At 59.7% G+C, this 12,732-nt stretch carries 16 protein-coding genes; 1 reads left to right on the top strand and 15 read right to left on the bottom strand.

Translation table 11 applies throughout. The features are described 5' to 3' along the window. Positions 1 to 2: 2 nt before the first annotated feature. The 14 genes from ACQRBV_RS12875 to trmJ all read right to left on the bottom strand — a co-directional run bounded on the left by ACQRBV_RS12875 (position 3) and on the right by trmJ (position 10,926). Entirely contained in the window at positions 3 to 1,004 is a 1,002-nt protein-coding gene (locus tag ACQRBV_RS12875) for a RodZ domain-containing protein (RefSeq protein ID WP_060754316.1), read from the bottom strand. 2 nt (positions 1,005 to 1,006) lie between these two features. Then, positions 1,007 to 1,762, bottom strand: a complete 756-nt coding sequence (gene pilW, locus ACQRBV_RS12870) for a type IV pilus biogenesis/stability protein PilW (protein ID WP_060754317.1) — start codon at positions 1,760 to 1,762, stop codon at positions 1,007 to 1,009. A 12-nt stretch (positions 1,763 to 1,774) separates the two neighbouring features. Next, entirely contained in the window at positions 1,775 to 2,923 is a 1,149-nt protein-coding gene (rlmN, locus tag ACQRBV_RS12865; protein ID WP_060754318.1) for a 23S rRNA (adenine(2503)-C(2))-methyltransferase RlmN, read from the bottom strand. Between the two features lie 29 nt (positions 2,924 to 2,952). After that, complete coding sequence (gene ndk, locus ACQRBV_RS12860; protein WP_060754319.1) at positions 2,953 to 3,378, bottom strand: nucleoside-diphosphate kinase; 426 nt, start codon at positions 3,376 to 3,378, stop codon at positions 2,953 to 2,955. A 91-nt stretch (positions 3,379 to 3,469) separates the two neighbouring features. After that, positions 3,470 to 3,670 (bottom strand): Fe-S cluster assembly protein IscX, encoded by a 201-nt coding sequence (gene iscX / locus ACQRBV_RS12855; RefSeq protein ID WP_411984817.1) that lies wholly within the window; start codon positions 3,668 to 3,670, stop codon positions 3,470 to 3,472. Between the two features lie 14 nt (positions 3,671 to 3,684). Beyond that, positions 3,685 to 4,026 (bottom strand): ISC system 2Fe-2S type ferredoxin, encoded by a 342-nt coding sequence (gene fdx, locus ACQRBV_RS12850; protein WP_032890689.1) that lies wholly within the window; start codon positions 4,024 to 4,026, stop codon positions 3,685 to 3,687. A 3-nt stretch (positions 4,027 to 4,029) separates the two neighbouring features. Next, a complete protein-coding gene (gene hscA, locus ACQRBV_RS12845; protein WP_060754321.1) occupies positions 4,030 to 5,892 on the bottom strand; it encodes a Fe-S protein assembly chaperone HscA in 1,863 nt (620 codons plus the stop codon). A 51-nt stretch (positions 5,893 to 5,943) separates the two neighbouring features. Continuing rightward, positions 5,944 to 6,465 (bottom strand): co-chaperone HscB, encoded by a 522-nt coding sequence (gene hscB / locus ACQRBV_RS12840; protein WP_060754322.1) that lies wholly within the window; start codon positions 6,463 to 6,465, stop codon positions 5,944 to 5,946. An 8-nt stretch (positions 6,466 to 6,473) separates the two neighbouring features. Next, positions 6,474 to 6,797: an iron-sulfur cluster assembly protein IscA gene (gene iscA / locus ACQRBV_RS12835; RefSeq protein WP_010565230.1), complete on the bottom strand. Its 324-nt coding sequence runs from the start codon at positions 6,795 to 6,797 to the stop codon at positions 6,474 to 6,476. 28 nt (positions 6,798 to 6,825) lie between these two features. Further along, positions 6,826 to 7,212, bottom strand: a complete 387-nt coding sequence (gene iscU / locus ACQRBV_RS12830) for a Fe-S cluster assembly scaffold IscU (RefSeq protein ID WP_007929523.1) — start codon at positions 7,210 to 7,212, stop codon at positions 6,826 to 6,828. 99 nt (positions 7,213 to 7,311) lie between these two features. Next, positions 7,312 to 8,526 carry an IscS subfamily cysteine desulfurase gene (locus ACQRBV_RS12825; RefSeq protein WP_078738990.1) on the bottom strand — a complete coding sequence of 405 codons (1,215 nt, stop codon included), beginning with the start codon at positions 8,524 to 8,526 and terminating at the stop codon, positions 7,312 to 7,314. 50 nt (positions 8,527 to 8,576) lie between these two features. Continuing rightward, complete coding sequence (gene iscR / locus ACQRBV_RS12820) at positions 8,577 to 9,068, bottom strand: Fe-S cluster assembly transcriptional regulator IscR (protein ID WP_003194020.1); 492 nt, start codon at positions 9,066 to 9,068, stop codon at positions 8,577 to 8,579. Positions 9,069 to 9,370: 302 nt separating this feature from the next. Then, on the bottom strand, positions 9,371 to 10,153 hold the full coding sequence (cysE, locus tag ACQRBV_RS12815; protein ID WP_060754324.1) for a serine O-acetyltransferase: 783 nt from the start codon (positions 10,151 to 10,153) through the stop codon (positions 9,371 to 9,373). 2 nt (positions 10,154 to 10,155) lie between these two features. Beyond that, positions 10,156 to 10,926: a tRNA (cytosine(32)/uridine(32)-2'-O)-methyltransferase TrmJ gene (gene trmJ, locus ACQRBV_RS12810; protein WP_060754325.1), complete on the bottom strand. Its 771-nt coding sequence runs from the start codon at positions 10,924 to 10,926 to the stop codon at positions 10,156 to 10,158. A gap of 145 nt (positions 10,927 to 11,071) precedes the next feature. On the opposite strand from trmJ, the gene suhB reads away from it, so the two are divergent. Next, complete coding sequence (gene suhB / locus ACQRBV_RS12805; RefSeq protein WP_005791195.1) at positions 11,072 to 11,887, top strand: inositol-phosphate phosphatase; 816 nt, start codon at positions 11,072 to 11,074, stop codon at positions 11,885 to 11,887. Between the two features lie 206 nt (positions 11,888 to 12,093). On the opposite strand, the gene ACQRBV_RS12800 is transcribed toward suhB, so the two are convergent. Next, on the bottom strand, positions 12,094 to 12,636 hold the full coding sequence (locus ACQRBV_RS12800) for a glycine zipper 2TM domain-containing protein (RefSeq protein WP_090368706.1): 543 nt from the start codon (positions 12,634 to 12,636) through the stop codon (positions 12,094 to 12,096). Between the last annotated feature and the right edge of the window lie 96 nt (positions 12,637 to 12,732).

Genomic DNA, 12,732 nt, shown 5'->3' with positions numbered 1-12,732 from the left:
GACTATTGTCCCAACTTGAGGCGAGCAGTCTCGCCACTGGTGAACGGCGCCACGTCCACAGGCTGGCCGTTGTAGGCCACTTGCGCGCCACGGGCATAGCCCAGACGCAGCGTCAAAGGAGGCTTGCCGCCTTGGTCGAGCGTATCTCCCTTACGCTTCAGACCGCTAAACAGCACTTTGCCATTGCCATCGGTGACTTGTGTCCAGCAGTCAGCGATGAACGTGATCTGAATGTGGCCATCACCGGCGATCAACGCAGGCGTGGTCGGCGCGGAAACCGCCGGAGCAGACGGGGTAGCCGGCACGGCCGCGGCTTGCGCCGGCACCGGTGCGACCGGCACATGAGCCTGGGCAGCTGGAGCGGCAGGCGCAGCAGGTACGGCTGGCGTCGGTACGGCCGCCGTCGCAGCAGGCGGGGTTTGCTCTTGCTGGGCCGGCTGATCGGCGACGGCCGGCGCTTGTGGCGCAGCCTGGGCTTCGGTAACAGCCTGGTCTTCCGGCTCATCCAACGGATGAATCTGGGTGGTGCCGTCGGCACTTTCGACTTCGACGTGCTCCAGGGCGTTACTGGTCAAATCCTTGTTGCGCTGGGAGGTCTGGTCCTGCCACCAGACGAAACCACCGCCGATCACGGCGACCAGCAGCAACAGGCTGACAATACGCAAAATAGTGTGGGATACACGCACGGGCTCTTCGATACGCCCCAGGCCATGGACATTGCTGCCCTGGGAGTCGGTACCGGTGAACTGGTCGAATTCCTGGACCAGCACGGCCTGGTCGATGCCCAGCAACTTGGCGTAGGCACGGATATAGCCGCGGGCGAAGGTATGCCCCGGCAACTTGTCGAACGCGCCGGCCTCCAGATTGGCCAGGGACGTGCTGGTCAAATTGAGCTTGAGGGCCACTTCTGCCAGCGACCAGCCATTGCTCTCGCGGGCCTGACGCAAGGTCTCGCCTGGGTTTACGCGATTAGCTGCTACAACTTCCGGGGGCGCCGCTTTCATCATTACTCCGACAGGTATTGCTGATATTCCGGCGTACCGGGATAGAGTCGTTCGAGTTGCTGGCCAAAACGTGCGGCTGTATCAGGTTCGTCATGAACCGTCGCCAGGCGCACACCGAGCAATAGACTACGTGCATTTTGCCCGCTGAGCAGGCTAAAGCGCTCGTAATAGTCACGTGCCGGCACATAATGCCTGTCTTCGTAAGACAACTCAGCCATTTCGAGCAAGGCCCGTGGCTGGCGACTATTCAAATGCAGGGCTTTTTCCAGTTGCTGGCGGGCATTGTCGCGCTGGCCGAGACGCACCGAAGTGACACCAAGGTTCTCGAATACCCGCGACCGCTCCGGGTAAAGGGTATCGGCGGATGCCTGCTGGAAATAACTTGCGGCCTGGTCATAGCGTTTCTGCTCGAACAGGAAGCTGCCGTAATTGTTCAGCAACCGTGGGTCAGCAGGTCGGGAGGCCAGGGCCTTGAGAAAATACTGCTCGGCCAATTCAGGCTCGGCCTGGGCCTGGAACACCAGGGCCAGGGCGGCATTCGCGTCGGCATCGCCACCGTCCAGTTCAAGGGCCTTTTTCAAGGGCACCTTGGCCTGCTCGCTCATGCCTTGGCGCAGGTAACCCAAGCCCAATTGCACATAGGCAACTCGCGCCTCATCACGGCCTTTACCGGTCTGCAACGGGCGCTCATGGCCCGATGAAACACAACCGGCCGCAAGGCCGGCAACAAGCAAGAGCAGCGCAAGGCGCAAGGGCATAGAGATCCTCTCTCAGATTCGATTCACAGCAATTTGCGGCAAATCATCGGCGGCGTTCAATTCACGCACCGCGATGTAACGCTCGCTGCGGCGGGTGCGGTCCATCACCTGCCCTACCAATTGGCCACAGGCGGCGTCGATGTCCTCGCCACGCGTGGTGCGTACGGTGACGTTGTAACCGGCCTGGTGCAGTTGATCCTGGAAACGACGGATGGCGTTGTTGCTCGGCCGTTCGTAGCCAGAATGAGGAAACGGGTTAAACGGAATCAGGTTGATCTTGCACGGGATGTTCTTGAGCAACTCGATCATCTCGACCGCGTGTTCAACCTTGTCGTTGATGTCTTTGAGCAAGGTGTACTCGATGGTCAGCACGCGCTTTTCGCCCAGGGACGACATGTAGCGCTGGCAAGATTCGAGCAGCATCTTAAGCGGATACTTCTTGTTGATCGGCACCAATTGGTTACGCAATGCGTCATTGGGTGCGTGCAGCGACAACGCCAGGGAGACGTCGATGTGCTTGGACAGCTCATCGATCATCGGTACCACGCCGGAGGTCGACAGGGTCACACGGCGCTTGGAGATGCCGTAGCCCAGGTCGTCCATCATCAGGTGCATGGCCGAAACAACGTTGTCGAAGTTCAGCAGCGGCTCACCCATGCCCATCATCACCACGTTGGTGATGGCACGGTCGACGGTCGCCGGGACGCTGCCAAAGGATTTGTTGGCAATCCACACCTGGCCGATGACTTCGGCGGCGGTGAGGTTGCTATTGAAGCCTTGCTTGCCGGTGGAGCAGAAACTGCAGTCCAGGGCACAGCCTGCCTGGGACGAAACGCACAAGGTGCCGCGCTTGCCCTGGGGAATGTATACGGTCTCGACGCAGCTGCCGGACGCCACGCGCACCACCCACTTGCGGGTGCCGTCGCTGGAGATGTCCTCGCTGACCACTTCAGGACCACGGACTTCGGCAATGGCCTTGAGCTTGTCGCGCAGGGCCTTGCTGACGTTCGTCATGGCATCGAAATCGTCGACGCCAAAGTGGTGAATCCACTTCATTACCTGACCGGCACGGAAACGCTTCTCCCCGATTGAGTCGAAGAATTTTTCCATTTCCTGTTGAGTCAGCCCCAGCAGGTTGGTTTTAACAGTCGATGTAGTCATGGATTCACCCTCACTCTTTAAGCCGATGCTTAGCGAGCGGTTACTTCAGTAGCAGCGAAAAAGTAAGCGATTTCGCGAGCAGCAGCGGCTTCGGAGTCCGAACCGTGAACAGCGTTGGCGTCGATGGACTCGGCGAAGTCAGCACGGATGGTGCCGGCAGCGGCTTCTTTAGGGTTGGTAGCGCCCATCAGCTCACGGTTCAGAGCGATAGCGTTTTCACCTTCCAGAACCTGAACAACAACAGGACCGGAGATCATGAAGGCAACCAGGTCGCCGAAGAAACCACGAGCGCTGTGCTCAGCGTAGAAGCCTTCAGCTTCAGCCTTGGACAGTTGCTTGAGTTTCGAAGCTACAACCTTCAGGCCGGCTTTTTCGAAACGAGTGGTGATCTCGCCGATGACGTTTTTTGCAACAGCGTCAGGCTTGATGATGGAGAAAGTACGTTGAACAGCCATGGTGTAACTCCAGAAACGGTAATTTACGAAAAATTAAACCCGCGAATTATACGCGGGTTATTGGGTATTGCCTAACTGCGTGAGGAAGGCGTCAGTCCTGTTCGTCTTTCCAGGCGGTCTGGATAGCTTCCAGGACCTTTTCGCCGCCACGGTCCCGCTCATCCTCAAACCCCGGCAAAGCCATGACCATGTCACGCAAAGCGACAAAGTTCAGCGAATAAGGGTCCAGATCCGGATAACCATCAGCCAGCAGAATGGCGATTTCTTGTACATCAACCCATTTCAGGCTCATGACATTTCCTTGAATCAATGCGGCGCTTCGGCCGCATGGTTGAGCGAATACTTCGGAATTTCGACAGTGATGTCTTCAGTCCCGACCTTTGCCTGACAGCTTAGGCGCGACTGCGCCTCAAGGCCCCACGCACGATCAAGAAAGTCTTCTTCCAGCTCATCGGCTTCTTCAAGGGAGTTGAAACCCTCGCGGATGATGCAGTGGCAGGTGGTGCAGGCGCAGACACCGCCACAGGCACTCTCGATCTCGATGTGGTTGTCATGGGCAACTTCGAGGATGGACTTGCCGGTCTCAGCCTCCACGACCATACCGTCCGGGCAATGCTCGGCGTGTGGCAGAAAAATGACCTGCGGCATTAATTATTCCTCGATTTCATTCAGGTTGCGCCCGGCCAGTGCGGCTTTCACCGTCTGATCCATGCGGCGGGCGGCAAAAGCATCGGTCACTTGCGACAGGCGCTTGGTCTGTTGCTCGATGGCGTACCCATCGGTGCCTTTCATCAGTTCGGCCAATTCCTGCATCTGCAGGTCGATGACCATGCGCTCTTCGGCATCCAGCAGGCGTTCGCCATCCGCATCGAGGGCGCCCTGCACCGCTTCGAGCAGACGCTGGGCATCCACCTGCTGCTCACGCAAGACACGGGCGACCTTGTCATCACCGGCATATTGGAACGAATCCTTGAGCATCTTGGCGATTTCGCCGTCAGTCAGGCCGTAGGACGGCTTGACCTGGATACTGGCTTCAACCCCCGACCCCAGCTCACGCGCAGCCACATTCAGCAAGCCGTCGGCGTCGACCTGGAAGGTCACGCGAATCTTCGCCGCACCCGCCACCATCGCCGGAATGCCGCGCAATTCAAAGCGCGCCAGGGAGCGGCAGTCGCTGATAAGCTCGCGCTCGCCTTGCAGCACATGAATCATCATGGCCGTCTGGCCATCTTTGTAAGTGGTGAAGTCTTGAGCGCGGGCGACCGGGATGGTGGTGTTGCGTGGAATCACCTTCTCCATCAGGCCACCCATGGTTTCCAGCCCCAGGGACAGCGGAATCACGTCAAGCAACAGCAGTTCGCCGCCGTCACGCTTGTTACCCGCCAACGTGTCGGCCTGGATCGCTGCGCCGATAGCGACGACCTGGTCCGGGTCGATTTCAGTCAACGGCTGACGACCAAAAGCTTCGGCCACCGCCTCGCGGACACGCGGCACGCGGGTAGAACCGCCGACCATCACCACCGCACCGACGTCTTCCAGCTCGACACCGGAGTCACGCACCGCGCGACGGCAGGCTTTCAAGCTACGGGCCACCATCGGCTCGATCAACGCATCGAAGGCTTCGCGAGTCAGCTCGGCCGACCAGTCGCCGTAGGACACTTGCACAGAGGCCGCATCCGTCAGCGCTTCCTTGGCCGCGCAGGCAGCTTGCAGCAGGTTGCGCTGGGCGCCCGGGTCCAGATCGGCGGACAAACCGGCATTGGTGATGATCCAGCCAGCAATAGCGTGATCGAAGTCATCGCCGCCCAGGGCGCTGTCGCCACCGGTAGCCAGCACTTCGAAGACGCCGCCGGTCAGGCGCAGGATCGAGATATCAAAGGTGCCGCCGCCCAGGTCATAGATCGCAACCAGGCCCTCGGCGTGCTGGTCCAGGCCATAGGCCACAGCCGCAGCGGTCGGTTCGTTGAGCAGGCGCAGCACGTTCAGGCCGGCGAGCTTGGCCGCATCCTTGGTGGCCTGGCGCTGGGCGTCATCGAAATAAGCAGGAACCGTGATCACCGCACCGACCAGTTCGCCGCCCAAGGTGTGTTCCGCGCGCTGGCGCAGCACCTTGAGGATATCGGCCGACACTTCCACAGGACTTTTCGGGCCCTGCACGGTGTCGATGAACGGCATGTGCGACTCGCCGCCGACAAAGCGGTAAGGCAACTGGTCGCCCAATTGCTTGACGTCGGACAGACCACGACCCATCAAGCGCTTGACCGACAGCACGGTATTCAAAGGATCGGTAGACGCCGCCAGCTTGGCCGACTCACCGACTTCGGTGCGATCGGCGTGGTAGCGCACGGCGGACGGCAGGATAACCTGGCCGTCAGCGTCGGGCAGCGGCTCGGACAGGCCGCTGCGCAAGGCAGCGACCAGGGAATTGGTGGTGCCCAGGTCAATCCCGACCGCCAGGCGACGCTGGTGCGGTTGAGGGCTTTGGCCGGGTTCGGCGATCTGCAGTAGAGCCATGGTAATCAGGTCTTATCTGTCTATCAGGCGTGCGACACGGGCAGCACTGGGTTAATCGTCGAGGCGCTCTTCTAGCTGGCGCACTTCGTAGGTGAGCTTGTCGAGGAACTGCATGCGCCGCATCAGGCGTTCGGCCTGCTCACGTTGCGCTGCATCATCCCAACAGGCTGCGAAGCTTTCGTTGAGCTCATCCTGGGCCGCTTTCAGACGACGCTTGAAGACCGCGACACCGGCCAGATCGGCTTCGTCCTGCAAGTCTTCAAGCTCTTCGCGCCACTGCATCTGCTGCATCAGGAAGTCCGGATCGTGCACCGTCACTTCCAGAGGCAACTCGCCCCCCTTCATCGCAAGCAGGTAACGCGCACGCTTGGGCGGGCTCTTGAGCGTCTGATAGGCTTCATTGAGGCTGGCAGACTGCTCCAGCGCCAGGCGTTGCTCACGCTCGGAAGCGTCAGCGAAGCGGTCCGGATGTACGCCGCGCGCCAGTTCTCGGTAGCGCGTAGCAAGCTGCTCAAGGTCCAGCCGAAAGCTCGGCTGCAGCTCGAATAAAGCGAAATGACAAGGAGTACCCACGAATAGCCTCAGATGTTGAAGCTTTCGCCGCAGCCACACTCACCGCGCACGTTGGGGTTGTTGAACTTGAAGCCTTCGTTCAACCCTTCCTTGACGAAATCGAGTTCGGTGCCGTCCAGGTAAGTCAGGCTTTTAGGGTCGATGATCACTTTCTCGCCGTGACTTTCGAACACCTGGTCTTCCGCAACCACCTCGTCGACAAACTCCAGCACATAGGCAAGGCCGGAACAGCCCGTGGTGCGCACACCCAGACGAATCCCCTCACCTTTACCGCGCCCATCCAGGGAGCGTCGCACGTGCCGTGCAGCCGCTTCTGTCATGCTGATAGCCATCGTTGACTCCTTACTCGTCGCCAAATGCTTAGATCAAGCCTTTCTTCTGCTTGTAGTCGCGAACGGCCGCCTTGATGGCGTCTTCCGCAAGTACCGAGCAGTGGATTTTCACGGGCGGCAGGGCCAGTTCTTCGGCCAGCTGAGTGTTCTTGATGGTCTCTGCTTCATCCAGAGTCTTGCCTTTCATCCACTCGGTCGCCAGGGAGCTGGAGGCGATGGCCGAACCGCAGCCATAAGTCTTGAACTTGGCATCTTCGATGATGCCCTGCTCATTGACCTTGATCTGCAGGCGCATCACGTCGCCGCACGCCGGAGCGCCGACCATGCCGGTGCCGACATCAGGGTCTTCCGCGTTCATCTTGCCGACGTTGCGCGGGTTTTCGTAGTGGTCGATGACCTTTTCGCTGTAAGCCATGGTACTGAATCCTCACTCATCAGGGCCGCTCTGGAACCCTGTAGAAACGCCTGCGTTTTCCGCCACGTTCCTACAGAGCTTGGGTGGCGGCTTCTATATTTAGTGTGCCGCCCACTCGATCTTGGAGATATCGACACCGTCCTTGAACATGTCCCACAGCGGCGACAGAACGCGCAGCTTGTTGACGGCTTCGCAGACTTTCTGCGCGGCGTAGTCGACTTGTTCTTCAGTGGTGAAGCGGCCGAAGGTAAAGCGGATCGAGCTATGTGCCAGTTCGTCGTTGCGGCCCAGGGCGCGCAGCACGTAGGACGGCTCAAGGGAGGCCGAGGTGCAGGCCGAACCGGACGAAACCGCCAGGTCCTTGAGCGCCATGATCAGCGACTCGCCTTCGACGTAGTTGAAGCTCAAATTCAGGTTGTGCGGTACACGAGCGGTCATGCTGCCGTTGATGTACAGCTCTTCAAGGTTTTCGACCTGCTTGTAGAAGCGATCGCTCAACGCCTTGATGCGCACGTTTTCGGCAGCCATGTCTTCCTTGGCCACACGGAACGCTTCGCCCATGCCGACGATCTGGTGGGTCGCCAGGGTACCGGAGCGCATGCCGCGCTCGTGACCGCCACCGTGCATGGTGGCTTCGATGCGCACGCGAGGCTTGCGGCTCACGTACAGCGCGCCGATGCCCTTAGGGCCGTAGGTCTTGTGGGCAGAGAACGACATCAGGTCGACTTTCAGCTTCGACAGGTCGATATCGACCTTGCCGGTGGACTGGGCAGCGTCGACGTGCAGCAGGATACCTTTGGAGCGGGTCAGCTCGCCGATGGCCGCGATGTCGTTGATGGTGCCGATTTCGTTGTTCACGTGGATCACGGAAACCAGGATGGTGTCTTCACGCAGCGCGGCTTCGATCATGGCCGGGGTGACGATACCGTCGGTGGTTGGCTCAAGGTAGGTGACCTCGAAACCTTCACGCTCCAGTTGGCGCATGGTGTCCAGGACAGCCTTGTGCTCGATCTTGGTGGTGATCAGGTGCTTGCCTTTGGTCGCGTAGAAATGCGCGGCGCCCTTGATTGCCAGGTTGTCGGACTCGGTAGCACCGGAAGTCCAGACGATTTCACGAGGGTCGGCGCCAACCAGGTCCGCGACCTGACGACGAGCGTTCTCGACCGCTTCCTCGGCTTTCCAACCGAAAACGTGGGAACGGGAGGCTGGGTTGCCGAAGTTTCCGTCAACCAGCAGGCATTCGCTCATCTTTTGCGCGACACGCGGATCAACCGGGGTGGTCGCTGAGTAATCAAGGTAAATCGGCAATTTCATGGACTTTCTCCTAAATCAGGCTGGCTGGCGCACCGTTAGCTCTTCGGCTGTCACTCGACGGCGGACGCTTCAATCTTGTCCAGACGCGGCGCCTTGGTGTTGCAACGGCGCTGGTCCTGACGCTGGGCTACTTCTTGCACCTCACGGCGAGTCACAAGATCAGCCAAGCTGATACCACTCAAAAACTCATGGATCTGCAGGCTCAAGTCGCACCACAGGTGGTGCGTCAGGCAGGTGTCGCCGGCATGGCAATCACCCAGGCCCTGGCATTTGGTTGCGTCGACGGATTCGTTGACCGCATCGATCACCTGGGCTACCTGGATGCCCTGCATATCGCGGGACAGTTGGTAGCCGCCACCCGGCCCACGCACGCTGGAAACCAAGTTACTCCGACGCAATTTGGCGAACAGTTGCTCGAGGTAGGACAGGGAAATGCCTTGGCGCTCGGAGATATCGGCCAGGGACACCGGCCCAGTTTGCGCGTGCAAGGCCAAGTCGAGCATGGCGGTCACCGCGTATCGGCCTTTTGTAGTCAGTCTCATGGACAAGTACCAAGGTGTTTCAGAATGGGAGCAAGTATGCGATTCCCGAGTATTTAAGTCAACTATAAGACCTAGTACTTTAGTCAGGATTACCCGTAAAAAGGGCGCGCGAATCATAGCAGGATGGGCAGGGGACGAACAGCGCGAACAAGGCCGCGTAGAAACCCAGGGACCAATGGAGATCAAAATGTGGGAGGGGGCTTGCTCCCGATAGCGGTGCATCAGTCACAAATGTGGCGACTGACACCCTGCCATCGGGAGCAAGCCCCCTCCCACACTGGATTTTTGGGGCTCATAGAGCCTCAGCTGGCCTTGGTAGCGGCTTCGCTCTTGATCTCGGCGAAGTCTTCTTCGCGCAGCTCAGGAAGATCTTTCGCACAGTAGCTGCTACCCAGCTCCTTCAGCGCACCACACATGCCATCCAACTTGCCATCGACCGCCTGCAGGTGGTCGAGCAACTGACCAATGGCACGCGCCACCGGGTCAGGCATGTCTTCGCTGACGCCGTAGGCATCGAAGCCGATTTTCTCGGCCATGGCCTTGCGCTTGGCTTCCTGCTCGTCGTCAGCCTGCGGCTTGACGATGATTCGGCCCGGGATGCCGACAACGGTAGCCCCCGGTGGGACAGCCTTGGTCACCACCGCGTTGGAGCCGACCTTGGCACCGGCACCGACGGTAAACGGCCCGAGCACCTTGGCCCCCGCCCCGACCACCACGCCATCACCCAGCGTCGGGTGGCGCTTGCCTTTATTCCAACTGGTACCGCCGAGCGTCACGCCCTGATAGAGAGTGACGTCATCACCAATCTCGGCCGTCTCGCCAATCACGATGCCCATGCCATGGTCGATGAAGAAGCGGCGCCCTACCTTGGCCCCCGGGTGAATCTCGATACCGGTCAACCAGCGCCCGAAGTTCGAGACCAGTCGCGCCAGCCACTTCCATCCCGCGCCCCACAAGGCGCCGGACAGGCGGTGAAGCCAGATCGCGTGCATGCCCGGATAGCAGGTCAGCACTTCAAAGGCATTGCGCGCCGCCGGGTCACGGTGGAAAACACTCTGGATATCTTCTCGCAAACGCTCGAACATTTTTAATCCTTCCGCTTAATAAGCTCACCACGGGCCGCTTTCTGGGTTTCCGTGAGGATGCCACGCAATATATTCATTTCTGCCCGGCTCACCGAGCTACGCCCGTACAAGCGGCGCAGGCGCGCCATCAAGTGCCGTGGTTTTTCAGGATCGAGGAACTCGATGGCTACCAGGGTTTGCTCCAGGTGCTCATAGAATCGTTCCAGCTCGTCCATGGTGGCCAGTTCGCCACTTTTGGTCGAGGCAACCTCTTCCTTTTCCACTTTGCTCGGCTGGCCGGCAGCCGCCAGCCAGGCCATGCGCACTTCATAGGTCAACACCTGCACGGCCGCCCCAAGGTTCAGCGAACTGAACCCGGGGTCTGATGGAATGTGCACGTGGTAATGACATCGCTGCAGCTCTTCATTGGTCAGGCCGGAGTCTTCACGGCCGAACACCAAGGCGATTTCAGCGCCACCAGCCGCCTCCTCCACCACTTTGGTACCGCATTCACGCGGGTCCAGCAGTGGCCATGGGATACGACGGTCACGCGCACTGGTGCCGAGCACCAGGTTGCAGCCGACCAAGGCGTCTTCCAAGGTGGCAACAACCTGGGCCTTCTCAAGAATGTCATTGGCGCCCGAAGCGCGAGCATCGGCCTCGTGGTGCGGGAACACACGCGGTTCGACCAGCACCAGGCGCGTCAGCCCCATGTTTTTCATGGCTCGCGCCACCCCGCCGATGTTGCCGGGATGACTGGTATTGACCAAGACGACACGAATGTTTTGCAGCAAGGGAGGCGCTCTCGGACACGGGAAAGGGGAGCAAATCTTACAGAACAGCCTAAGGTTATGCCACGAAAGCGAACGTCGTCCTTCACCTGAAGAAAGTTTCTGCTAGAATGCGCGGCTTTCTTTAACAACCTTAGGTGACACATCCATGCAGCCCATGCTGAATATCGCGCTGCGCGCCGCCCGCAGCGCCAGTGAATTGATCTTCCGCTCCATCGAGCGCCTGGATACCATCAAGGTCGACGAAAAAGACGCCAAGGATTATGTATCCGAGGTGGATCGCGCCGCCGAACAGAAAATCATCGACGCGCTGCGCAAGGCCTACCCTACCCACGGCATCCTCGGCGAAGAAACCGGCCTGCACAAAGGTAGCGGCGAAGGTGAAGACTACCTGTGGATCATCGACCCACTGGACGGCACCACCAACTTCCTGCGCGGCATCCCGCACTTTGCCGTGAGCATTGCCTGCAAATACCGTGGCCGCCTGGAACACGCCGTTGTGCTGGACCCAGTGCGCCAGGAAGAATTCACCGCCAGCCGTGGCCGTGGCGCCCAACTGAACGGTCGTCGCCTGCGCGTCAGCGGCCGCACCAGCCTGGAAGGCGCTCTGCTGGGCACCGGCTTCCCGTTCCGCGATGACCAGATGGACAACCTGGAAAACTACCTGGGCATGTTCCGCGCCCTGGTTGGCCAGACCGCCGGCATCCGCCGCGCCGGCGCCGCCAGCCTGGACCTGGCTTACGTCGCAGCCGGTCGTTTTGATGCATTCTGGGAATCGGGCCTGTCCGAGTGGGACATGGCCGCAGGCGCCCTGCTGATCCAAGAGGCCGGCGGCCTGGTGAGCGACTTCACCGGCGGTCACGACTTCCTGGAAAAAGGCCACGTCGTTGCCGGCAACACCAAATGCTTCAAGGCAGTACTGACGGCGATCCAGCCGCACCTGCCGGCTTCGCTGAAGCGCTAAGCCAGCGAGCACAAAAAAAGCACCCCTCGGGGTGCTTTTTTTATGCACTGCGTTTGACCCACACCTGACGACCAGCAACAACCAAATAGCAAATGTGGGAGGGGGCTTGCTCCCGATAGCAGGGTGTCAGTCGCCACATTTGTGACTGATGCACCGCTATCGGGAGCAAGCCCCCCTCCCACACTGGAACTAAACCAGGCTTGGAATTACTGCTGGTTCTGACCCAGGATCAGGCGACCTTCTTTGTCGACCGGAATCTGGCCACCTGGATCGCGATCCATACGCACGGTGCCTTCCTTGCCATCCAGGTTGTAACGCACGTCATACCCGACAACCTTGTCGCTGATGTCGTTGACGGTGTTACAGCGAGTCTGCGTAGTCGTGTAGGTATCACGGTTCTGCATGCCTTCCTGAACCTTGTTACCGGCATAACCGCCACCGACCGCACCGGCCACGGTGGCCAGCTTCTTACCATTACCGCCACCGACCTGGTTGCCCAACAGGCCACCGGCCAAAGCACCGACCACGGTACCGACGATCTGGTGCTGATCCTGTACCGGCCGCTGCCGAGTAACTGCAACGTCCTTGCACACTTCGCGAGGCGTTTTGATCTGGGTTTTGACCGGCTGCACCGCCAACACTTGCGCATACTCAGGGCCGCTTTTAACCAGGCTGTAGGTGGCAACAGCGCCCCCGGCAGTCACACCGACAGCACCCAGTACCGCACCAACCAGCAACGACTTGTTCACGTTGAACCTCCTGACCATCACAAGCGGACCGAAACGTCCGCGCTATACCCAGCCTTGGAGCAAAAAAAAAGGCGCGAGTTCAATACTCACGCCTTC

The organism is Pseudomonas sp. R11F, from assembly GCF_050312575.1.
Taxonomy (GTDB): Bacteria; Pseudomonadota; Gammaproteobacteria; order Pseudomonadales; family Pseudomonadaceae; genus Aquipseudomonas; species Aquipseudomonas palleroniana.
The sequence above is the reverse complement of the archived record's forward strand: the minus strand, read 5'-3'. Positions and strand labels throughout refer to the sequence as shown.

Coding starts and splice junctions, on each gene's coding strand:
- ACQRBV_RS12875 (WP_060754316.1), bottom strand. CDS start 1,004: ATGAAAGCGGCGCCCCCGGAAGTTGTAGCAGCTAATCGCGTAAACCCA.
- pilW (WP_060754317.1), bottom strand. CDS start 1,762: ATGCCCTTGCGCCTTGCGCTGCTCTTGCTTGTTGCCGGCCTTGCGGCC.
- rlmN (WP_060754318.1), bottom strand. CDS start 2,923: ATGACTACATCGACTGTTAAAACCAACCTGCTGGGGCTGACTCAACAG.
- ndk (WP_060754319.1), bottom strand. CDS start 3,378: ATGGCTGTTCAACGTACTTTCTCCATCATCAAGCCTGACGCTGTTGCA.
- iscX (WP_411984817.1), bottom strand. CDS start 3,670: ATGAGCCTGAAATGGGTTGATGTACAAGAAATCGCCATTCTGCTGGCT.
- fdx (WP_032890689.1), bottom strand. CDS start 4,026: ATGCCGCAGGTCATTTTTCTGCCACACGCCGAGCATTGCCCGGACGGT.
- hscA (WP_060754321.1), bottom strand. CDS start 5,892: ATGGCTCTACTGCAGATCGCCGAACCCGGCCAAAGCCCTCAACCGCAC.
- iscA (WP_010565230.1), bottom strand. CDS start 6,797: ATGGCTATCAGCATGACAGAAGCGGCTGCACGGCACGTGCGACGCTCC.
- iscU (WP_007929523.1), bottom strand. CDS start 7,212: ATGGCTTACAGCGAAAAGGTCATCGACCACTACGAAAACCCGCGCAAC.
- ACQRBV_RS12825 (WP_078738990.1), bottom strand. CDS start 8,526: ATGAAATTGCCGATTTACCTTGATTACTCAGCGACCACCCCGGTTGAT.
- iscR (WP_003194020.1), bottom strand. CDS start 9,068: ATGAGACTGACTACAAAAGGCCGATACGCGGTGACCGCCATGCTCGAC.
- cysE (WP_060754324.1), bottom strand. CDS start 10,153: ATGTTCGAGCGTTTGCGAGAAGATATCCAGAGTGTTTTCCACCGTGAC.
- suhB (WP_005791195.1), top strand. CDS start 11,072: ATGCAGCCCATGCTGAATATCGCGCTGCGCGCCGCCCGCAGCGCCAGT.